This window comes from Arthrobacter sp. (assembly GCF_031179985.1).
GTDB lineage: Bacteria > Actinomycetota > Actinomycetes > Actinomycetales > Micrococcaceae > Arthrobacter.
Window position 1 is genome coordinate 117,880 of sequence record NZ_JAPSHJ010000006.1, and the last position, 20,425, is coordinate 138,304.

General features: G+C 62.1%; 19 protein-coding genes. 11 read left to right on the forward strand and 8 right to left on the reverse strand.

Features of this window, described 5'->3' with window-relative positions; all coding sequences use genetic code 11:
• Window positions 1-8: 8 nt before the first annotated feature.
• Window positions 9-1,292: a branched-chain amino acid ABC transporter permease gene (locus RIN13_RS04845; protein ID WP_309106200.1), complete on the reverse strand. Its 1,284-nt coding sequence runs from the start codon at window positions 1,290-1,292 to the stop codon at window positions 9-11.
• A gap of 470 nt (window positions 1,293-1,762) precedes the next feature.
• On the opposite strand from RIN13_RS04845, the gene RIN13_RS04850 reads away from it, so the two are divergent.
• Window positions 1,763-2,662, forward strand: coding sequence for a Bax inhibitor-1/YccA family protein (locus RIN13_RS04850; RefSeq protein WP_309106201.1), 900 nt, complete (start codon window positions 1,763-1,765; stop codon window positions 2,660-2,662).
• 79 nt (window positions 2,663-2,741) lie between these two features.
• Here RIN13_RS04850 and RIN13_RS04855 read toward each other — a convergent pair whose 3' ends face one another.
• The 3 genes from RIN13_RS04855 to galT are packed head-to-tail and all read right to left on the reverse strand — an operon-like array spanning window position 2,742 to window position 6,300.
• Window positions 2,742-3,980, reverse strand: coding sequence for an acetyl-CoA C-acetyltransferase (locus RIN13_RS04855; RefSeq protein ID WP_309106202.1), 1,239 nt, complete (start codon window positions 3,978-3,980; stop codon window positions 2,742-2,744).
• A gap of 20 nt (window positions 3,981-4,000) precedes the next feature.
• Window positions 4,001-5,161: a galactokinase gene (gene galK / locus RIN13_RS04860; protein ID WP_309106203.1), complete on the reverse strand. Its 1,161-nt coding sequence runs from the start codon at window positions 5,159-5,161 to the stop codon at window positions 4,001-4,003.
• Window positions 5,158-6,300, reverse strand: coding sequence for a galactose-1-phosphate uridylyltransferase (gene galT / locus RIN13_RS04865; protein WP_309106204.1), 1,143 nt, complete (start codon window positions 6,298-6,300; stop codon window positions 5,158-5,160). Before galT ends, galK begins: the two co-directional genes overlap by 4 nt.
• A gap of 262 nt (window positions 6,301-6,562) precedes the next feature.
• Here galT and RIN13_RS04870 point away from each other — a divergent pair, with 262 nt between their 5' ends.
• The 4 genes from RIN13_RS04870 (at window position 6,563) to RIN13_RS04885 (ending at window position 10,988) form a co-directional block, all read left to right on the forward strand.
• The gene (locus RIN13_RS04870; RefSeq protein WP_309106205.1) at window positions 6,563-7,522 is read left to right on the forward strand and encodes an aldose 1-epimerase family protein; all 960 of its coding nucleotides are present in this window, start codon (window positions 6,563-6,565) and stop codon (window positions 7,520-7,522) included.
• A gap of 97 nt (window positions 7,523-7,619) precedes the next feature.
• Window positions 7,620-9,092 carry an AI-2E family transporter gene (locus RIN13_RS04875; protein ID WP_309106206.1) on the forward strand — a complete coding sequence of 491 codons (1,473 nt, stop codon included), beginning with the start codon at window positions 7,620-7,622 and terminating at the stop codon, window positions 9,090-9,092.
• A gap of 3 nt (window positions 9,093-9,095) precedes the next feature.
• Window positions 9,096-10,334: a threonine ammonia-lyase gene (gene ilvA, locus RIN13_RS04880; protein ID WP_309106207.1), complete on the forward strand. Its 1,239-nt coding sequence runs from the start codon at window positions 9,096-9,098 to the stop codon at window positions 10,332-10,334.
• A gap of 9 nt (window positions 10,335-10,343) precedes the next feature.
• Window positions 10,344-10,988 carry a rhomboid family intramembrane serine protease gene (locus RIN13_RS04885; RefSeq protein WP_375164723.1) on the forward strand — a complete coding sequence of 215 codons (645 nt, stop codon included), beginning with the start codon at window positions 10,344-10,346 and terminating at the stop codon, window positions 10,986-10,988.
• 118 nt (window positions 10,989-11,106) lie between these two features.
• Here the strand turns inward: RIN13_RS04885 and greA are convergent, their stop codons facing one another.
• Window positions 11,107-11,601, reverse strand: a complete 495-nt coding sequence (gene greA, locus RIN13_RS04890) for a transcription elongation factor GreA (protein ID WP_309106209.1) — start codon at window positions 11,599-11,601, stop codon at window positions 11,107-11,109.
• Between the two features lie 161 nt (window positions 11,602-11,762).
• Complete coding sequence (locus RIN13_RS04895) at window positions 11,763-12,221, reverse strand: DUF4307 domain-containing protein (RefSeq protein ID WP_309106210.1); 459 nt, start codon at window positions 12,219-12,221, stop codon at window positions 11,763-11,765.
• Window positions 12,222-12,393: 172 nt separating this feature from the next.
• Here RIN13_RS04895 and mca point away from each other — a divergent pair, with 172 nt between their 5' ends.
• From mca to RIN13_RS04915, 4 genes are read left to right on the forward strand one after another with little or no spacing between them, the layout of a single operon-like run.
• Window positions 12,394-13,299: a mycothiol conjugate amidase Mca gene (mca, locus tag RIN13_RS04900; protein WP_309106211.1), complete on the forward strand. Its 906-nt coding sequence runs from the start codon at window positions 12,394-12,396 to the stop codon at window positions 13,297-13,299.
• Window positions 13,300-13,359: 60 nt separating this feature from the next.
• Window positions 13,360-13,641: a hypothetical protein gene (locus RIN13_RS04905; RefSeq protein WP_375164722.1), complete on the forward strand. Its 282-nt coding sequence runs from the start codon at window positions 13,360-13,362 to the stop codon at window positions 13,639-13,641.
• Complete coding sequence (locus tag RIN13_RS04910; protein WP_309106227.1) at window positions 13,619-15,829, forward strand: thioredoxin domain-containing protein; 2,211 nt, start codon at window positions 13,619-13,621, stop codon at window positions 15,827-15,829. Before RIN13_RS04905 ends, RIN13_RS04910 begins: the two co-directional genes overlap by 23 nt.
• Entirely contained in the window at window positions 15,826-16,521 is a 696-nt protein-coding gene (locus RIN13_RS04915) for an HAD family hydrolase (protein ID WP_309106212.1), read from the forward strand. The genes RIN13_RS04910 and RIN13_RS04915 overlap by 4 nt, the downstream gene beginning before the upstream one ends.
• A gap of 48 nt (window positions 16,522-16,569) precedes the next feature.
• On the opposite strand, the gene RIN13_RS04920 is transcribed toward RIN13_RS04915, so the two are convergent.
• On the reverse strand, window positions 16,570-17,265 hold the full coding sequence (locus RIN13_RS04920) for a hemolysin III family protein (protein WP_309106213.1): 696 nt from the start codon (window positions 17,263-17,265) through the stop codon (window positions 16,570-16,572).
• A 182-nt stretch (window positions 17,266-17,447) separates the two neighbouring features.
• On the opposite strand from RIN13_RS04920, the gene RIN13_RS04925 reads away from it, so the two are divergent.
• Window positions 17,448-18,209: an isoprenyl transferase gene (locus RIN13_RS04925; protein ID WP_309106228.1), complete on the forward strand. Its 762-nt coding sequence runs from the start codon at window positions 17,448-17,450 to the stop codon at window positions 18,207-18,209.
• Window positions 18,210-18,448: 239 nt separating this feature from the next.
• The gene (locus RIN13_RS04930; protein ID WP_309106214.1) at window positions 18,449-19,891 is read left to right on the forward strand and encodes a PhoH family protein; all 1,443 of its coding nucleotides are present in this window, start codon (window positions 18,449-18,451) and stop codon (window positions 19,889-19,891) included.
• 129 nt (window positions 19,892-20,020) lie between these two features.
• Here RIN13_RS04930 and RIN13_RS04935 read toward each other — a convergent pair.
• Window positions 20,021-20,425: GNAT family N-acetyltransferase (locus RIN13_RS04935; protein WP_309106215.1), on the reverse strand; the 405-nt coding region annotated here is incomplete at its 5' end.

Here is a 20,425-nt window from a genome sequence, read left to right on the forward strand (position 1 = left end):
GCTGTCTCCTAACCCACACGCTCACGCCGGCCGAGGATTCCCTGCGGGCGGAACAAGAGGACGATGATCATGATGAAGAGGGCGCCCACATACTTGAGGTCGGCAGCCAGTCCGAAGACAGTGGTCAGTTCGACGAAGATGCCAACGATGATGGATCCCACCAGGGCACCGAATACGGTTCCCAGACCGCCGAGGGTGACCCCGGCGAAAATCAGCAACAGGATCTGCGAGCCCATATCGAAGGTAACTCCAGGCCGGTAGTAGGCCCAGAGAATGCCTCCAAGGGCGGCAAGCATTCCACCGGCGACCCACACGATGCGGATAACGCCGTCGACGTCGATACCTGAGGCTGCCGCCAAGGCCGGGTTGTCAGCCACAGCGCGTGTGGCCTTTCCCAGACGGGTCTTGAGCAGGACGATGCCGATCACGGCGATGACAACCGCGCTAATGATCAGCGACCACAGATTGTTGGGGGAGATGGACACCGGGCCGAGTTGAATCTCGGGGGACTGGGCGAAGGGCAGCTGCTGGGTGGCTCCGCCAAAGTTGAACTGGATGACGTAGCGGACGGCGAGGGCGAGCCCGATGCTCACAATCATCATGGGGACAAGTCCGGTACCGCGACCGCGCAGGGGCTTCCAGAGGCCGGCATCCTGAACATAGCCGGCGAGCCCACCGAAGATGAGTGCAAGAAGTCCCGCGAGCCAGAAGGGCAGATTCATGGCGCTGAGCCCGAACATAACCACTGCACCCAAGGTCACCATCTCGCCATGGGCGAAGTTCGTCAGGCCCGTGGTGCCGAAGATAAGGGAAAGGCCAACAGAAGCCAGGGCCAGCAGGAGGCCAAAGCTCAGGCCTGCCACCAGACGGTTGAGGAGATTCTGTGCGAAGTTCTGCTCCTCAATCACTATGCCTTTGCCAAAGGCGAAAATCACCGAGAGATTGGAGGTCTGGCTGAAGGTTACGCTGCGGGGGTTCTCCTGGCCTTCCGCCAGCTTGATGCCCTCTGGAAGCGTGGACTCGTCCAGCTCCACTTCATAGGTTCCCTGAGTAGGCACGCCGATAGTCCAGGCGCCGTTGGCGGCGGACTTTGCGGTTCCGGTGAAATCGCCGCTTGTGGCGGTGATGGTGACATCTGCGATGGGTTTACGCTCGTCATCCCGGAGGAAGCCGCTGATGCTGTTTTGGAACACCGTGGTGGTTGGTGACGGTGTGGGTGAGGGAGTGGTGGCTTGCGACGCCGGTGCGACGACGAGCAGGATTGTGATGATGGCGGCAAACACGGCCCCCACCGCTTTCAACAATCTGCCCCGTCTCCGGTGCAACGTGCCTCTCGGTGTGCTTCTCAAAATAAAAAACCTCCGCTTGGGGGGTGATCGGGTTGCGCCATTGCAACCACTGCGAACGATGCAGGCAACTAAAGGGTGGTGCGGTACTGCGATGCGAAACCGTAACGGCTTGTGAGATTCGTCACCTTGCTTGGCCTATGTTACAGCCCGGTAGATACAAAAAATGCTGGCCTGTAGGGGCTGCAACGTCGCAATAAGGTAACAACCGGTGGGGTTTGGCTCCCGGTCGGACGGGCGTGAAGTGAGCGCTGCCAAAACTGCCCGCCTTCCGCTGGGACAGTGCGGGCGCTTGAAGTCACGGTTCGGTTGCGGGTAAGCGTTTCCGGGAACCATATCTGCCCACCGCTCGTAGAAATTGATACCTTGATCTATAAGGATTATTAACCACCCCCTTTATATGGAGGACACCCGCAATGGCACTTGGCGGAAACCCGATCTTCAACGGAAAGAATTTCCGTGGAGCCACCCAGGCACCGCCTGTTCCGCAGGCTCCGTATGGCCAGAACCAGTTCGGCCAGAATCAGTACGGGCAGGCACAGTATGGCCAGACCCAGTACGGCCAGAACCCCTACGGTCAGCCGCAGAATCTTTCGCAGGACCAGCTCCAGGACATGTACAACGCGCCGGCAGCCGGACGTGCCGACGTCGGACGGATGACTTTCGACGACGTCATCGTCAAGACCGCCGCGTGCCTTGGAGTCCTCGTAGCCGGTGCAGCTGTAACGCTGGTCGTGGGCTTGGGGCTTGCGAGCATGCTGATGATTGTTGGCGCGCTGGGCGGTTTCGTGCTCGCGCTGGTCAACACGTTCAAGAAGCAGCCCTCGCCGGCACTTATCTTGGCTTATGCAGGTCTTGAAGGGCTGTTCCTCGGTGGCCTGACCCGCATCCTGGATGGAATGTATCCGGGAGTCGGCCTGCAGGCCGTCATCGGCACCCTGTCTGTCTTCACCGTGACGCTCCTGCTGTTCAAGAGCGGCAAGGTGCGCGCCACACCCAAGGCCATGCGCTTCTTCATGATTGCAATGATCGGCTACGCGCTTTTCTCAGTGGTGAATCTCGTGATGATGATGACGGGTGTTCTGGATCAGCCCTTTGGCTTGCGGAGCGGCATTATCGGCGTCGTCATTGGCATCCTGGCGATCGGCCTCGCGGCCTTCTCGCTGGTCATGGACTTCACGAGCATCGAGGCAGGCGTCCGGGCCGGAGCCCCGCAGCGGTTCTCATGGACCGCCGCTTTTGGGCTGACAGTGACCCTGGTATGGCTGTACGTCGAGATCATCCGGCTCCTGGCAATTCTCCGCGGCGAAGAATAACCGCAGGCAGGATCCGAACTGAAGCAGGGCCCCGCCATTCGATGAACGTCGAAAGGTGGGCCCTGCTTTTTGCTGTCCCTCAGCTGAGGCGTTCCACAATCATCGCCATCCCCTGGCCGCCACCGACGCAGAGCGTTGCGAGCCCCAAAGTGCCATCTGTGGAGGAGAGGCCGTTAAGCAGGGTTGCCGTCATCCGGGTCCCTGTCATTCCGAAGGGATGGCCCAGGGCGATTGCACCCCCATGGACGTTGAGCCGGGAGTGGTCGATGCCAAGTTCGCGGGCGCTGGCTACCACCTGGACGGCGAATGCTTCGTTGAGCTCCACGAGGTCTATGTCCCCGATTCCGAGACCTGCAGCCGCGAGGGCCCGGCGGGTTGATTCCACCGGCCCCATGCCCATTAATTCCGGTGACAATGCGCTGATACCAGTTGACACGATGCGGGCAAGGGGTTGAAGGCCAAGTTGGCGTGCCCGGGTATCGCTCATCACCACGGCAGCTGCGGCACCATCGTTCAGGGGGCAAGCATTGCCTGCGGTAACTGTCCCTTCTTTACGGAAGACCGGTTGCAAGGCACTGACAGCTTCCAGGGTCACTCCCGAGCGGGGTGAATCGTCCTTGCTGACCACCGTGCCGTCGCGCCTTGCATAAGGGGAGATCTCGCGCGCGAAGAATCCGGAGGCTATGGCAGCCTCGGCTCGGTTCTGGCTCAGGACCGCCCACTCGTCCTGTTCAGCCCTGCTGATGCCGTGCCTTGCAGCCACATTCTCGGCAGTCTGGCCCATGGAGATATAGATATCGGGCATCCGGTCGCCCATACGGGGATCCGTCCAGGGCGTGTTCGAGGCAGCCCGGGCAGCCGTGCGCTGGCGGGCAGCGTCGAAGAGCGGATTGTGGTTGCGCGAATCCGTTTCGCCGGCCCCCGCCCAGGAGTTGTAGCGGGAAACAGCTTCCACGCCGCCCGCTACGAAGGCGTGCCCCTCCCCGGCCTTGATGGCGTGGAAGGCCATCCGGATGGTTTGGAGGCTGGAGGCGCAGAACCTGTTGACTGTTGCTGCCGGTACATCGTCCAGGTTTGTCAGGATTGTGACCACCCGGGCCATGTTGGACCCGGCTTCCCCGCTCGGTTCGGCACACCCCAGGTAGAGATCGTCCAGGCCCTCGCCATCATTGGCGCGAGGGTTGAACTGAGGGATCTTCTCCAAGGCTGCGGTCACCATGGCCGCTGCGAGGTCGTCGGGCCGTTCGTCTTTGAGGGAGCCCTTGAATGCTCGGCCGATGGGACTCCTGGCAACGGAAACAATGACAGCTTCAGGCATGGCCCCAGCCTACGCCGCGGTCAGGTCAGCCGCATGGCCCCGTCAGCAGGAGTAACAGTGAAAATATCGGGAGCGGTGTAGCCCGCGTCCGCGAAAGCCTGCACGACGGCGGTGCGCACCTGTTGCTCGGCTTCCAGGGGAGTGAGTGCTATGGCTGCACCGCCAAAACCTCCCCCTGTCATCCTGGCCCCGATCGCTCCGTTGGAACGGGACGTCTCAACGGCAAGGTCGAGCTCGCGGCAGGAGATTTCAAAGTCGTCCCGCATGGACACGTGGCTGGCATCGAGGAGGGGCCCAATGGCGCGGGGACCCTCGCTGGCCAGCAGCTCAACGGTTTGAAGCACCCTGTCGTTCTCCGTCACCACATGGCGCACACGACGGAAGGTTTCTTCGTCCAGGAGCCCGCTGGCTTCCTGAAGGTCCTCCACGCCAACGTCGCGGAGGGCTTTGACTCCGAGCACATCAGCCCCGAGCTCGCAGGAGGCGCGGCGGGAGGCGTATCCGCCGTCGGCATGCGAATGTGAAACTTTCGTGTCAATCACCAGCATCACCAGCCCCGCGGGGTGCGCCTCGAACGGCACCAGCTTGACGGTCTGGTCACGGCAGTCCAGGAACACAGCGTGGTCCTTGGCGCCGCGCAGCGAGGCTGACTGGTCCATGATGCCCGTGGGGGCGCCGACGAAGTCGTTTTCCGCGCGCTGGGTGGCCAGGACCATTTCCTCGGCTTCCAGGCCCGCACCTGTCAGCTCGTTCAAGGCTGAGATGACGGCGCATTCGATGGCATGGGAGGAGGACAGTCCTGCACCCAGGGGAACGTCTGAATCGAGCAGCAGATCCATGCCGGGAACCGTGATGCCACGCTGTTGCAGCGCCCAGATCACCCCGAGCGGGTACTTAGTCCACCCCCGTGCCGTGGATTTATCCAGTGCGGTGGCGTCCGCGATCGTCAAGCCTTGGTCCCCGTAGGTGGAGAGCAGGCGAAGGATTGAGTCGGGCCTGGTCCGGACGGCGATTCTGGCAGTTTTGTCGATCGCGAAGGGCAGGACAAAGCCCTCGTTATAGTCAGTGTGCTCACCGATGAGGTTGACGCGCCCGGGTGCCATCCAGACGCCGTCGGGCTCAGCGCCGAACGCCTCGGTGAAACGGGCGGCCAGCTGGCTGGCGGTCAAGGGAGCAGTCATGCAGGGACACCTTCCGGGGTGTGGTTCAGTGAGGAGGGCTGGGTGCCAACGGCACGCAGTCTCTCGGCAACGAGTTCGGGCGTTGTGTCGTTGATAAAGGCACCCATGGCCGCTTCGGAGCCGGCCAGGTATTTGAGTTTATCGGCGGCACGGCGGGGTGAGGTCAACTGGAGGTGCAGATATCCGGCAGGCCTGAGGAGGTCATCCAGTGGTGCCTGGTGCCAGGCGGAGATGTACGGCGTGGGAGTGGGATAGAGCGTGTCGAGCCGCTTCAGCAGATCGAGGTAAACGTGTGAAAGTTCGTCCTTCTCTTCCCCGGTCAGAGCAGCCAGATCCGGGACCTGCCGGTGAGGCACCAGGTGGATTTCCAATGGCCAGCGTGCAGCAAAGGGCACATAGGCGCTGAAGTTTTCGCCTTCAAGCACCATGCGGCTGCCGTCCTCACGTTCGGAACGCAGGAGTGAACCGGTGAGAGTTTCGCGACCATCGGCGGCGTCGAAAAACTTTCGGGCGGCTGCACCGAGGACGCCGGCGCGCGGCGTGACGTAGGGGTAGGCGTAAATCTGGCCGTGCGGATGGTGAAGCGTAACGCCGATGTCCGCGCCGCGGTTCTCAAACGGGAAGACCTGCTTGATGCCCTTCATGGCGCTCAAGGCTTCTGTGCGGTGGGCCCAGGCTTCAATGACGGTGCGCGCCCGCACCTCGGTGAGCCCGCTGAAGGAACCTGTGTGATCGGGGGTGAAGGACACCACTTCACAGCGGCCGTATGCGGGGCCAGTGGTACCCCATTGCGGGTTGTCCGGAATGGATCCCAAAGCCGGGCCCAATGAGGGAAAACGGTTCTCAAACACCACGACGTCGTAGTCCGGGGCCGGGATCTCAGAGGGGTTATTGCTTGTGGTGGGGCAGATGGGGCACTGGTCTGCCGGCGGCAGGTGGGTACGGCTCTGCCTGTGCGCGGCGACTGCCACCCACTCGTCGGTCAGGGCATCGAACCTGACTTCCCCCGGCTCGCCACGGTCGGGCAAGGGCCGGTGGTCAACGGTATCCGCTGGGGACCGGCGAGACGCGGTATCGGCGTCGTCGAAGTAGATCAGCTCCCTGCCATCGGCAAGCTGTGTGCTGGTGATAGCTGTCATGCGGCGCGGTCCTTATTTTGAGGGGCTGGGGGCCGGGGTTTGGAGCTTGGGGTCTGGAGGCTGGGAGGTCAGGCGTAGCGGAATCAGTCCGATCTGGCGGTAGACCTCCGGTTGCGGCTCGAAAACCATTATTTCACAAACGATCAAAAAGTAATAGTTTCTAACAAAAGATAACAAAGTGAGGCCGAAGGAGTGATGAGGAACAGGCGGAGCCCGGCCGTGGTCCGGTGCCGAGCACATCAATGACCTGTACGGTGGTGCCATGAATCCCAGCATGGACCCCGACACCGGCATCGTCTACGGTGGGGCAAGGCGTTGCGCGACAGGACGCCAATATGAACTCCGCCGCGGCGACGCCCTGGCAGTAATAACGGAGCTCGCCGCAGGACTGCGGGTGTTCACCCGCGGGGGAACCCAGCTGACCGAAGGCTACGGCGACGCCCAGATTCCGCCCGGCGCAACGGGGATAACCCTGGCGCCTTGGGCTAACAGGATTGAAAACGGTGTATGGCAGCTGAACGGGAAAAAGCAACAGCTGGACATCACGGAAGTTTCACGGAACAACGCCAGCCATGGCCTCCTGCGCAACACAGCCTACGAGCTTCTGGAGGAATCAGATTCGTCGGTCACGCTGGAGGGCGTGGTGTTCCCGCAGCACGGATATCCGTTCCTGGTGCGGCACCAGGTGCAATACTCACTGACGGACGATTTGGGCCTGCAGGTGCGGCAGACACTCGTCAACGACTCACAGGAGTCCGCTCCGTTCGTCCTCGGCGCCCACCCCTACCTGCGGCTGGGTGGTGTTCCCGCGGAAGATCTGGTCCTCACGGTCAAGGCGTCCACCAGGCTGGTTGCGGATTCACAGCTCATTCCCCGAAGTTCCCAGGCAGTGGAAGGGGAGGACGATTTACGCGGCGGACGCAGGGTGTCTGACCTCGATCTCGATGTCGCGTATACAGATCTGGAGTTCGACGACGGCGTTGCCCGCCATACGCTGGCCGCTCCTGATGGCAGCAGCGTGAGTCTCTGGCAGGACGCATCGTGCCCCTACGTACACGTGTTCGTTACCGATACGTTCCCAGGAAGGGCCAAGGCGGTGGCGATCGAACCCATGACCGGACCGGCCAACGCCTTCAACAGCGGCGACGGACTTCGTTGGCTTGCTCCCGGGGAGACGTTCAGCATGACCTGGGGGATTGATGCCAACCTCGCCGGTGCGTAAGGTTCTTGCGACTGGACCCGCGGCCACGGCTGACACCGCGAAGCCGGCAGGACTGTGCCGGTTTCCCATCGGCGCCCGGCTGGTGAATCATTAGGCTATGACGCCAGCCAAGGACGCCGCACCCTCCAATAGTCCTGCTACCCCGGTCACGGAAGGATCCCCAGCTGCGGACGGACCCCTGGCTGCGGACGGATCCTCAGCCGGAGCGCCAGGTAACAACGCAGCAAACCCGAACGCCGCCGTCGTGCCGGTTGCCCTGGGCCCGGACGCTGTGCCGGAGCCCCTGCCAGAGACCGGTTCCGCCGCAGGGGCAAGGCCGCGAACGGACAGGGAACTCGACCAGGACATTCCGTACGGGATCCGCATCGCAGCGTCGTGGGCCTGGCGCATCGGCCTGATCCTGCTGGTCAGTGCCGGCCTGATCTGGCTCCTCAGCAGGATCAGTTTCCTCATCATCCCCGTCATGGTTGCTGCCCTTCTCGCGGGCCTTCTCAGCCCGGTAACGCGGTGGCTGAAACAGCAAGGCGTACCCAATGGGCTGGCAGTGGCGATCACGCTGCTCGGGTTCATCGGGGTCATTGCCGGCGCCCTGGCGCTGGTTGGCAGGCAGCTTGTGACCGGGTTCAGCGAGCTGTGGACAGAAGCGCTTGCCGGTGTCCAGAAGGTACAGACGTGGTTGGCCGAGGGGCCCCTTCATCTCTCCGCTGCCCAGATCGACCAGTACCTCAAAGAGGCCACCGATGCGCTGCAGAACAACACCAGCAGCATTTTGAGTGGCGCTTTGTCCTTTGGTAATACCGCCGGTCACTTCGCCGCCGGACTCCTGATCGCCCTCTTCGTGACCATCTTCTTCCTCCTGGAAGGCGAACGGATCTGGGCGTTCCTCGTGAGGTTGTTGCCACGGAAGGCACGTGCAGCAACCAGCGGAGCCGGACGCAAGGGCTGGGCATCCATGGTCAGCTATGTACGAATCCAGATGTTCGTCGCCTTCGTCGATGCTGTGGGCATAGGCGTGGGGGCGGCCATCATTGGAGTGCCGCTGGCCCTGCCGCTGAGTGTCCTGGTCTTCATCGGTTCCTTTATCCCCATCGTCGGTGCCCTGGTCACCGGCGCTGTTGCCGTGCTGCTGGCGCTGGTGGCCAACGGCGTCGTCAACGCCCTGATCATGCTGGGCATCGTGCTCCTGGTCCAGCAACTCGAAAGCCACATCCTCCAGCCGCTCGTCATGGGCAGGGCCGTGGCGCTCCACCCGGTGGCCGTGATTCTGTCGGTTGCCGCAGGGTCCTACCTTGCGGGAATCCCGGGTGCCCTGTTCTCAGTGCCCATCCTCGCCGTAGCAAACTCGGCAATACGCTACATTGCCGGCAGGACGTGGGAATATGAAGGAGTGCTGGCAGGCGCGGACCCCCAGGCAACCGGGGATACCGCACACGCCAGCAGGGACAACACCTTCAAGGAAGTTCACCTTCCTGGTGCCAGATCCCGAAACGGCAAAGGCGCCGTGCATGATTCAGGTGTCCCCGGCCAGGCCGGACCGGACACCCGAGCCGAAACCGCTAAAGGAGAATAGTTCGTGAAAACCCTCAAGAGCCTGCCCGTCACGCTGGACGATGTCCTGGAGGCGCAAAAGCTGCTTGAAGGAATCATTACACGGACGCCTGTGGAGTCATCCCGGGCCTTGGGCGGGATGGTCGGCGGAGACGTCTACTTCAAGTGTGAGAACCTGCAGCGCGCCGGTTCCTTCAAAGTCCGCGGCGCGTACGTCCGGATGGCCAGGCTGTCAGCTGAGGAAAAGAAGAGAGGCGTGGTGGCGGCATCTGCCGGCAACCATGCGCAGGGCGTCGCGGTAGGCGCTAAGAGCCTGGGAATCAAGGCCCGCATCTACATGCCGCTCGGCGTCGCGCTCCCCAAGCTTGCGGCCACCCGGAGCCATGGTGCGGAGGTCATCCTGCACGGCCACAACGTCGACGAAGCCCTTGCCGAGGCCCAGCGCTATGCCAACGAAACCGGCGCCGTTTTCGTCCACCCCTTCGACAACGTCGATGTCGTTGCCGGCCAGGGAACGGTTGGACTGGAGATCCTTGAACAGATCCCCAACGTCGACACCATCCTGATGGGCGTAGGTGGCGGCGGGCTTCTGGCCGGTGTGGCAGTTGCAGTGAAGGCCAGGGCCAGGGAACTGGGACGCGATATCCGCATCATCGGCGTGCAGGCTGAAAACGCCGCTGCGTATCCGCCTTCACTCGCAGCAGACGCGCTTGTTCCGCTCAAGAGGGTGTCCACTATGGCTGATGGCATTGCTGTGGGCCGTCCCGGGCAGTTGCCGTTCAGCATCATCCGGGAACTCGTTGATGACGTGGTCACCGTCAGCGAGGATTCCCTGGCGCGCGCCCTGATCTTCCTCCTGGAGCGCGCCAAGATGGTGGTGGAACCCGCAGGAGCGGTGGGGGTGGCAGCGCTTATGGACGGCAAGATCGAGAATCCCGGCAACACGGCCGTGATCCTGTCGGGCGGCAACATCGATCCCATGCTCATGCTCAAGGTGATCCAGCGGGGTCTTTCAGCAGCAGGACGGTACATGACAGTACGCATGATGCTTGACGACCGGCCCGGCTCACTTGCCACCATTGCCCGGATCATCGCTGAGAACGATGCCAACGTGACAGGTCTGGACCACACGCGAGTGGGAGGCTCCATCAGCATGGGCGACGTCTCCATCACGGTCAACCTGGAGACGAAGGGTCACGAGCACTGCGAACAGGTCCTCAGTGCCCTGCGCGCCGAGGGATTCCAACCGATTGTGGTGCACTAGGGGTCAATGATGCTGGAGGCAGGCGGAAAAGGGCCACGCGGCAAGGGGCTTCAGCCAGGTTTTGATACGCCGGCGGCGCGCGCGAAGAGCGGGCTGCTGGTAGTCGGATCCTTCGTTATCCTGTTGTTCATCATCGAAGTGGTCAACCTTTTGACGTTCCACTCGCTGAACCTCACGTTCGGCCTGCGCCCCAGGAGCCCGGACGGCCTGCTGGACATTTTTACGTTTCCGCTGCTGCACGCCAACTTCGGGCACCTGATCTCCAATTCCTTCCCGCTGATCATCTTCGGTTTCCTGGTGCTGATGTCCGGGCTACGGGTTTTCCTGACCACCGCTGCGCTGAGCTGGCTGGGATCGGGGCTGGTGGTCTGGCTGATCGGCGACGGTGGGATCACCGTCGGCGCGTCCGGTCTGGTCTTCGGGTTTTTCGCTTTCCTGCTGGTTCGCGGCTTCTTTAACCGCAGCTGGTGGCAGATCCTGCTTTCGGCGGTGCTGTTTATGGTTTACGGAGGAATCCTTTTCGGGATCCTCCCCACGGTCGCCCATTTCGTTTCCTGGCAGGCCCACCTGGGTGGCGCCCTGGGTGGCGTTGCGGCCGCCATCGTCTTGAGGCCAAGAATCAACCGCTCCCGCCGCGACGCCCCAGGCGTCTAAAGGCACAACAGCTTAAAAGCACGACGCCGGCCCTCCCGCCTAGGGGAGGACCGGCGTCGTTCTGCTAAAGCCGTACGGTACTGCCGTTTGTTCAGGCACTGCCGGGTGAGCCTGAAGGCTAGCCGACGTAAGGCTTGGCGGAAATGATCTCCACCGTGATTTCCTTGCCGTTGGGGGCGATGTAGCTGAGGCTGTCGCCCTCCTTGTGGCCAACAATGGCAGCACCAAGGGGAGACTTCTCACTGAACACGTCCAGGTCAGAATCACCGGCGATCTCCCGTGAACCGAGCAGGAATGTTTCCTCATCGCCGGCGATCTTCGCAACAACCTGCATGCCGGGCTCCACAATTCCATCGTCGGCAGGTGCCTCGCCTACATGGGCATCGCGGAGCAGCGCCGTCAGCTGGCGGATGCGGGCCTCGATCTTTCCCTGCTCCTCTTTGGCAGCGTGGTAACCGCCGTTTTCCTTGAGGTCACCCTCCTGGCGGGCAGCTTCAATTTTCTGGACGATCTCCGCACGGCCGGGGCCGGAAAGGTGGTCCAGCTCTGCCTTCAGGCGGTCAAAAGCTTCTTGGGTAAGCCAAGCTGCAGGCGCACTGTTGGTGGTAGACACGGACTTCTCCTCTTGTGGATCTGACAAACAAATGCCCCACCGGACAGGCCACTTTCAGGACGCAGTAACCAGCTCAGCAGGGCTAAGGTATTGATCCATTGTAGGCAATGCTGTGGACAAACCCAAGAAGAGTGCGGTGTGGCTCACATTCGGGAACAGATCTATGTTCCGGCGTCCGGAATCCAGCAGTTGTCCACAACTCCGGAGACAGCCTGGGACTCCGTCCGAAGGACCACGCGGTGGGCAGTTGTCCTGCCACTGTCAGTTCCGGTGTCAGTACTGTTCGGACCGATGTCCACAACTTTCCATCCCACCACCGCGAACTTGGAATCCAACGCCTTCACGGCGCACTTGACGGAGACGTCCGGACCCTTGGTGACCTGGAAGTCGATCACCGCCTGGGTAGCGTCCGGAGTGCTGTATCCAACGTCCTTGAAGGTGACGTTGTTGGTGGAAAAGGAGGTTGAAATCCACGCCATCAACGCGATTCCCACGATGAGTGCTGACAGCACAGCAAGCCGCTTGGTCTTGACGGTCCATGCGCGCTTTTGGCCGCCGTACCGATTGGCTAGGCTGGTGTTTGACGGGCGGGCAGAGGCCGGCTGATCCTCGGAAGTCACCCATCCAGTTTAGTGTGGATGTGAAGGGGAATTTCTCCGGGGGCTTTAGTGACTTGCGGCATGACAACTGTGGCCCGTCTTTGGGGGCAGCGGCGCCTTCAGGCCAAAAGTGTTGAGACGGCCAGTGCAGTGAAACCCAATGCAGCGACAACAGAAAGAGGAGCCGTCCGAGATGACAGCGTCCACCTATCCGCCAGCGTCCCTCCGCCTGTTGGCCGTCCACGCACATCCGGACGACGAATCGAGCAAAGGGGCCGCCACAATGGCCATGTATGCGGCCTCTGGCGTTGACGTGATGGTGGCGACCTGCACGGACGGCTCACGCGGCGACATCCAGAACCCCGCAATGGAGACTGCCCCGCATCCGAAACGGGATATGGCCGGCGCCCGGCACCTGGAGATGGCGCAGGCAGCCAAAGTGCTCGGCATCCGCCAACGATGGCTGGGTTTCGTGGACTCCGGCCTCCCGGAAGGTGACCCGCTTCCCCCTCTTCCCCCAGGGTCCTTCGCTCTTCAGCCCCTTGAGCGGGCAGCTGCACCCCTTGTGAGGCTGGTCCGGAGCTTCAGGCCCCATGTCATCCTCAGTTACGACGAAAACGGCGGTTATCCGCATCCCGACCACATCATGGCCCACCGGGTGGCTGTTGAGGCTTTTGACGCTGCAGGGGACCCGGGCCGGTATGCCGGCATCGGCGAACCCTGGATGCCCAGCAAGCTCTACTACGACCGCGCCTTCAGCCCTGAACGCTTCCGTGCCCTGCACTTTGCGCTGGAAGAAGCAGGACTGCAGTCGCCGTACGCCGAAAGGCTTGCCGCGTGGCTGGAAACGGACGCCGAAGGCCATACGCCGCCAATGCCGAAGCACCAAACCACCACGCAGATTGACTGCGGCGATTACTTTGAGGCGCGCGACGATGCCCTCAGGGCACACCGCACCCAAGTGGACCCGCTGGGATTTTTCTTCGCCGTGTCGGCCGAAATGCAGCGCCGCGCCTGGCCGTGGGAGGACTACACCCTGGTGAAGTCCCGGATCCAGACCCAACTCCCTGAGAAGGACCTTTTTGCGGGGCTAAGATAGTTTTAGCTGGACATTTCTATGCCCTGTAGAAAATATGCCGGCCCGTTCCACAGAAGGTAAATGACAGTGCAACACTTGCTCCTCGTCCTGGCCACCACAACGCCGCCCTCTCCTTCGCCGTCGTTGCGTGCCGGGCTTTCGGAAGACCAGGTGACCCCGGGTCTCTGGGGCTTCATCATGACAGCCTTTTTCGTGGTGGCCACCACCCTGCTGATTGTGGACATGGTCCGCCGCATCCGCCGGGTCAGGTACCGCGCCCAGGTCGAAGAGCAGCGCCTTGCTGCTGCCGCGGCTTCTGACGACAGTGACGCGAACGGGAATGCAGGACCGGCCGGGCGCTGACCGTCCACGGGCGGAATCCGGTCCTGGTGCGGGCAACGCACTGGGCGGGGAACTCTCTGCCTACCTTCGCCAGCATGCGGATAACCCTGTGCACTGGCGTCCCTTTGGCGACGAGGCTTTCGCAGCCGCTGCCAGGCGGGACGTGCCTGTCTTCCTCTCCATAGGGTATGCCGCCTGCCACTGGTGTCATGTGATGGCCCAGGAGTCCTTTGAGGACGAGGAAACTGCGGCCTACCTGAACGCCCACTTTGTTCCGGTCAAGGTGGACCGCGAAGAACGCCCCGACGTGGACAGTGTTTACATGGCAGCCACCCAGGCCATCAGCGGGGAGGGCGGCTGGCCGATGTCGGTCTTCCTCACCCCCGACGGCCGGGCCTTCCACGCCGGCACGTATTACCCGCCCCGTCCCATGCCCGGCCGGCCTTCCTTCCGCCAGGTCCTCGAAGCTGTGCGCCACGCGTGGACCGAACGGCGTGACGCCGTCGAGCAGAATGCAGAATCGCTCGCCCTGGGACTCGGGCAGGCCACTTCAGCGGGCGTCGTAGAGCTGACGGGGCCGCCGGCAACAATAGATGCCGAGCTCCTGTCCGACGCCGTCCGCACCCTGGCCCGCTCCGAGGATCCTGCCGGCGGGTTCGGCAGCGCGCCAAAATTCCCGCCGTCGTCCGTGCTGGAGTTCCTGCTCCGCCATGCGGCGGTACCCTCGGAAACAGCGCAGACTGCTGCCGACATGGCTGGCAGAACGCTTGCAGCCATGGCCCGGTCCGCTCTTTTTGACCAGCTTGACGGCGGATTCGCACGTTACTCCGTGACGCAGGATTGGTCAGTTCCACACTTTGAAAAGATGCTCTACGACAATGCGCAGTTGCTCCGGGTGTACGTCCACTGGCTCCGGCTGGACAACCTTTCCCTCGACCCGGCAGGCTCCGCTTATCCCGCCACTGAAGCAGCGGACCTGGCCGAGCGCACCGCGACGTGGATGATTTCCTCCCTTGGAATGCAATCCGGGCACGAGTCCGTGCCTGGCTCGGCAGATGATGCTGTCCAGGCATTGGCCTCGTCATTGGACGCCGACACAGTCATTGACGGGGAGCATCATGAGGGCGCTGCCTACCTCTGGACGGCCGCTGAGCTGCTGCATTTGCTGGGGACGGATCACGGTGCAGCCGTTGCCCGGATTATGAACGTCCGCGCCGAGGGCACCGTCACGGCCGATGCTTCACCGCTGCACCCCGGGCGGGCGCTGGACGCCAGGGAGGCCGCGCTGTGGGAGCGCGTCCGGCCGATTCTGCTGGAAGCACGCTCCGCCCGGCCCCAGCCGGCACGCGATGACAAGGTGGTTGCCGGCTGGAACGGCCTCGCCGTTGCGGCGCTGGCAGAAGCCGGGGCGGTGCTGGACCGCCCGGAGTTCATCGAGGCTGCGCAGGGGATCGCACGGTATCTGGAGCGCGTGCACTGGAGGCCAGAGGGAGAAACGGGTATCGGGACGTTGATGCGGGTCTCGCACGCCGGCCAGGCCCGAGGGATCGGAGGCCTGCTCGAGGACTATGCCTTCTGTGCAGACGGTGTTTTCTCGCTACATGCAGCGACGGGGAGCGCGCACTGGTTCCGCTTTGCCGAGGCCATCCTAAAATCTGCCGAGGCTCATTTCACGGCAGACGGCACGCTGGTGGACACCACGGCCGAATCGGAGCAGGTCTTCAACGCCCAGGGGAGGCAGCACGGGCTGGATCCCTTCGACGATGCCACACCCAGCGGTGCCGCGGCCTTTGCCGGCGCTCTCCTGAGCTATTCCGCGTTGACCGGCTCCCTCTCCCATCGGGAGAAGGCAGGCAGGATCCTGTCGCTGGTTGAACCACTCGCCACGCGGGCGCCCAGGGCTGCAGGGTGGATGCTGGCCACGGCGCAAGCTGAACTGGCCGGCCCCGTGGAGGCCGCCGTCGCCGGACCTCCGGGTCCACAGCGCGATGCGCTGCACAGGGCACTGTTGCAGTCCCCGAGCCCCGGTCTGGTGATTGCCGTAGGGACGGAGGCCGACGACGACGATGGTGCTGTTCCGCTTCTTCATGCCCGTACTGCCGGGCCAGACGGAGCACCACAGGTGTACCTGTGCCGGAACATGGTGTGCGAGCGTCCTGTCGCCGCCGTCTCCGAGCTGATGGATCGCCTGGCCGGAATGACAGGATGAGCGCTGGCGGCACCTCATTTCAGCAGGGGCAAGGTGCATCACCGTTCAAGCTGGTGATCTTCGATTGCGACGGCGTCCTGGTGGATTCCGAGACTATTGCTATCCGGGTGGATCAGCGCGTCCTCGCTGATCTTGGCTGGGATCTCCAACTTGACGAGATAGTCCGCCGCTTCGTTGGGAAATCCGAAGCGGACTTCGTCGCCCAAGTTGAAGAACACCTGGAAATCACCCTGCCTGCCGGTTGGGACCATGGATATCAGGGCTGGTATCAGCGGGCGCTTGATCTGCACCTGCGTGCTGTGGACGGAATTGAAGAGGCTCTTGACCGGTTGGTGCTGCCGCATTGCGTAGCTTCCAGCGGGACCCACAGCAAGATACGGCGAACACTGGGAAAGACCGGGCTGCTGCCCCGGTTCGAAGGCCGGATTTTCAGTGCCCAGGATGTGCGGCGGGGCAAGCCGGAGCCGGATCTTTTTCTTCATGCGGCAGAGTCCTTGGGATTCCGGCCCGAAGAATGTGCAGTCGTGGAAGACAGCATCCATGGAGTGGAGGCAGCCCGGGCCGCCCGCATGCATGTTTTTGCCTTCTCCGGGGGAGTGACTCCTGCCAGCGCATTGGCAGGAAGGGCCACAACGGTATTCGACCGCATGACACTTCTGCCTGATCTTTTGGCCGGCGAACTGCCGTTCTGAGACGGAACTTTCGCTCTGAGACAGACGGTGTCTTCAGGTTAAAACGCGTCAGCTCAAAACCGCGACAACGATCGCCACGAAATGCGCGGCAAAGGCCAGCACCGTGAACGCGTGAAAAAGTTCGTGAAAGCCGAAGTGCTGGTAGCTGAAGTTGGGCTTTTTGAGGGCGTAGAAAATTGCTCCGGCAATGTAAAAGGCCCCACCCACACAGATCAACAGGGCAGCAGGGATACTGGCTGCGAAGAAGTCCGGCAGGTAGAACAGCGATCCGCAACCGAGGGCAATGTAAATCGGCACGTAGAGCCAACGGGGAGCGTTGGTCCACAGCAGCCTGAAAAGAACGCCCAGGATCGCTCCGGACCAGATGAGCCAGAGGAGGAACACTGCCTTGGGCCGTTCCAAAAGTGCCCAGGCCAAGGGGGTGTAACTGCCGGCGATCACCAGCATGATGTTCGTATGGTCCAACCGTTTGAGGACCATTCTGGCCCTTGGCGGCCAGTTCCCGCGGTGGTATATGGCACTGACTCCGAACAGCAGAACCCCCGTCAGCGCATAGATGGCGGAGGTGATCTTGCGGTCAGCAGTGGGCGCGATCAGCACCAGCACCACGCCGGCAGCCAAGGCCAGGGGTGCCGTGACGGTGTGGATCCAGCCACGCCACTTCGGTTTGATCGTCAGCAGTTCGGCAATCCGGGTTGCGACGTCCTCAGTAGGCCCCGGATCCCGGCCGTTTCCTGGTGTCATGCCACCTTCTGCACCTGTGCTTCCCATGCTTTCCAGAATAACTTACGCGGCAGTAAGTTACTGGCTGGTAAAGGAGCCCGCATAGGGAAGAGGGCTTTGAGCTGTGCCCCCACCTACATCAGGCAGGTAGCCTAGGACTTGCACTGCCGTCGTAAATCAAGGGAAGTCAGGTGAGTCTCCGGTTGGAAATGCCCGGTATTCTCTACGATTTCTACGAACGCAGATTGCTGCGGTCCCTTGACGCGGACCGGATGCCCAAACATATCGGCGTCATGGTTGACGGCAACCGCAGGTGGGCCAAGCAGTTCAATGCTCCAACGAGCCAGGGTCATCAGGCCGGCGCAGACAAGATCCACGAATTCCTGGGCTGGTGCAAGGAGCTGGGCATCAATGTGGTGACCCTCTACATGCTGTCCACAGACAACATGAACCGTTCCGGCGAGGAACTGGACATGTTGATGGGAATCATTGCCAACACATTGGACCAGCTGGACGAAGACGAACACATCTCCGTGCACGCTATGGGGGCACCCGAACTTTTGCCGGGCTATCTTGCCGACCGCCTCAACAAACTCACAGCCCGCACGCCCGTCCGAGAAAAACTTCACGTCAATGTTGCGGTCGGGTACGGCGGGAGGCGCGAAATCGTTGACGCCGTCCGCGAATTGCTCCACGACGCTGTGGACAAGGGCGCAGACATCGGCAAACTGGCCGATGAGCTCTCAGTGGATGACATCTCGCGGTTTCTCTACACACGGGGACAGCCCGATCCTGACCTCGTGATCCGGACGTCCGGAGAGCAGCGGCTCTCCGGTTTCCTCATGTGGCAGAGCGCCTACAGCGAGTTCTACTTCTGCGAAGCTCTGTGGCCGGCCTTTCGAAAAGTTGATTTCCTGCGGGCGCTGCGGGACTACACGGGCAGGCAGCGGCGCTTCGGATCCTGAGACATGGCTTTCATCCGGCGTTCATCTGGACACGGAAGGAATCGCCCGCGAATAACGTTGGAAATTTCCCGGCCGGGATTTACGTTAGAAACATCAGCAGGTAAACCGCCCGCTGATCGGGGAGGCCACTACATGGAGCGAATTTTCGCACCGGATGTATGGGGGGCCGCGCCCGGCCTCCGGGCCGAGCCGCCTCACCAATAACAATTCCGGGCACATGCCCCGGGGCTGGAGTCGATGTGGCTATTTCTGAACAATTGCCCGAAGTCGTTACCGATCAGGGTGAGAAGGCTACCTCTCGCGCCAAGCGAGCAAATTCAAAGACCGGTGCAGCGAAAAAAGATGCTGCAGCCGGTCTTTCTGTTTCCAGCAAACAAACCGGGCTCAGGGCCGACGTTTCGACCTTCGTCATTGACACCTCCGTTTTGATCTCCGACCCCCGTGCATTGTTGCGCTTCGCGGAGCATGAAGTGATAGTGCCCATCGTGGTGATCACCGAGCTTGAAGGGAAGCGTCACGATCCTGAACTGGGGTACTTTGCCCGGAAGGCGCTAAGGCTCCTTGATGATCTTCGGGTTCAGCATGGTGGACTCAACCGCCCCATTCCCTTAGGTAACGACGGCGGCACGCTTGTTGTGGAGATGAATCACATCTCCAGCGAGGTGCTTCCCGCCGGGTTCCGTAGCGGGGACAACGACAGCCGGATTCTTGCCGTCGCCAAGAACCTCGCCAATGAGGGACGCAACGTGACAGTGGTATCCAAGGACCTTCCCATGCGCGTCAAAGCATCGGCGATGGGCCTCAACGCGGACGAATACCGCAATGAACTGGTGAAAGACTCGGGCTGGACCGGTGTTGCTGAGGTTGACGCCAGCGAGGCCGAGGTTGCAACCCTCTACGGCCACGAACCTGTCTTCATACCGGCCGCTGCGGAGATGCCCGTCAACACCAACCTGGTGCTTCTGTCCAACCGGGGTTCGGCGCTCGGTAGGGTGGGAGCGGACAAGCAGGTCCGGCTGGTCAAGGGGGACCGTGACGTCTTCGGTCTTCATGGCCGCTCTGCCGAACAGCGGTTGGCCATCGATATGCTCATGGACCCGTCCGTGGGAATCGTTTCCATTGGTGGACGGGCAGGCACAGGAAAGTCCGCGCTCGCGCTGTGCGCAGGCCTGGAAGCGGTGCTGGAGCGGCGCGAACACCGCAAGGTGATTGTGTTCAGACCGCTCTATGCTGTGGGCGGACAGGAGCTTGGATACCTGCCTGGCTCCGAATCCGAGAAAATGAACCCCTGGGCGCAGGCGGTTTTCGATACGCTCGGGGCACTGGTCAGCCAGGAAGTGGTGGAGGAGGTCATGGACCGCGGCATGCTCGAAGTCATGCCGCTGACCCACATCCGGGGGCGCTCTCTGCATGACGCCTTCGTGATCGTTGACGAGGCGCAGTCACTCGAAAAGAATGTCCTGCTGACTGTTATGAGCCGGATCGGACAGAACTCTAAGATCGTACTGACCCACGACGTCGCCCAGCGGGACAACCTGCGCGTAGGACGGCACGACGGTATCGCAGCCGTGGTGGAGACCCTGAAGGGGCACCCCCTCTTCGGCCACATCACCCTGACCCGGTCCGAACGCTCACCGATCGCCGCGCTTGTCACCGAGCTCCTCGAAGGGGCAGAAGTCTAGGCGCATCGTCGAAGGGTATCGCGATTACCGGAAGGCCAGACATCCTCGGTGTGCTGGCTCGTTCCTGGCTTTTGACGCACACTGCCGGATGTCTGGCCTTCCGTTATGTGGCGCTCTCACCGGAAGTTCCTAGAACTTGAGGAATTGGGCCAGGGGTTCGTGGCCTTCTACTTTCAGGGTCCAGTCTGGCCGCTTGAACGTTTCCGGTGTCACCTGGATCTGGTGGACGATGCGCCGTGTGCCGTCCCAGGCTTGGCGGCTTGTTCCGTTGGATTCGTAGCCGAGGGAGCGGGAGACACCCAGGGACGGGGCGTTCCATTCGACCGCCTCGGATCTGGCAAGGTCCGCTTTCAGGTAGTCAAAGGAATAGAGGAGCATGGCTGCGCGCATTTCCTTGCCGAAACCGAGGCCCTGCGCGCTGCGTCTGAGCCAGGACCCGGTAGAGACGGACTTCAGCGTTGCGAAGTCCTTTGCCTCAACATCCTGGCATCCAAGAAATTGACCCTCATGCCAGATGCCGAAGAGCAACGTCCA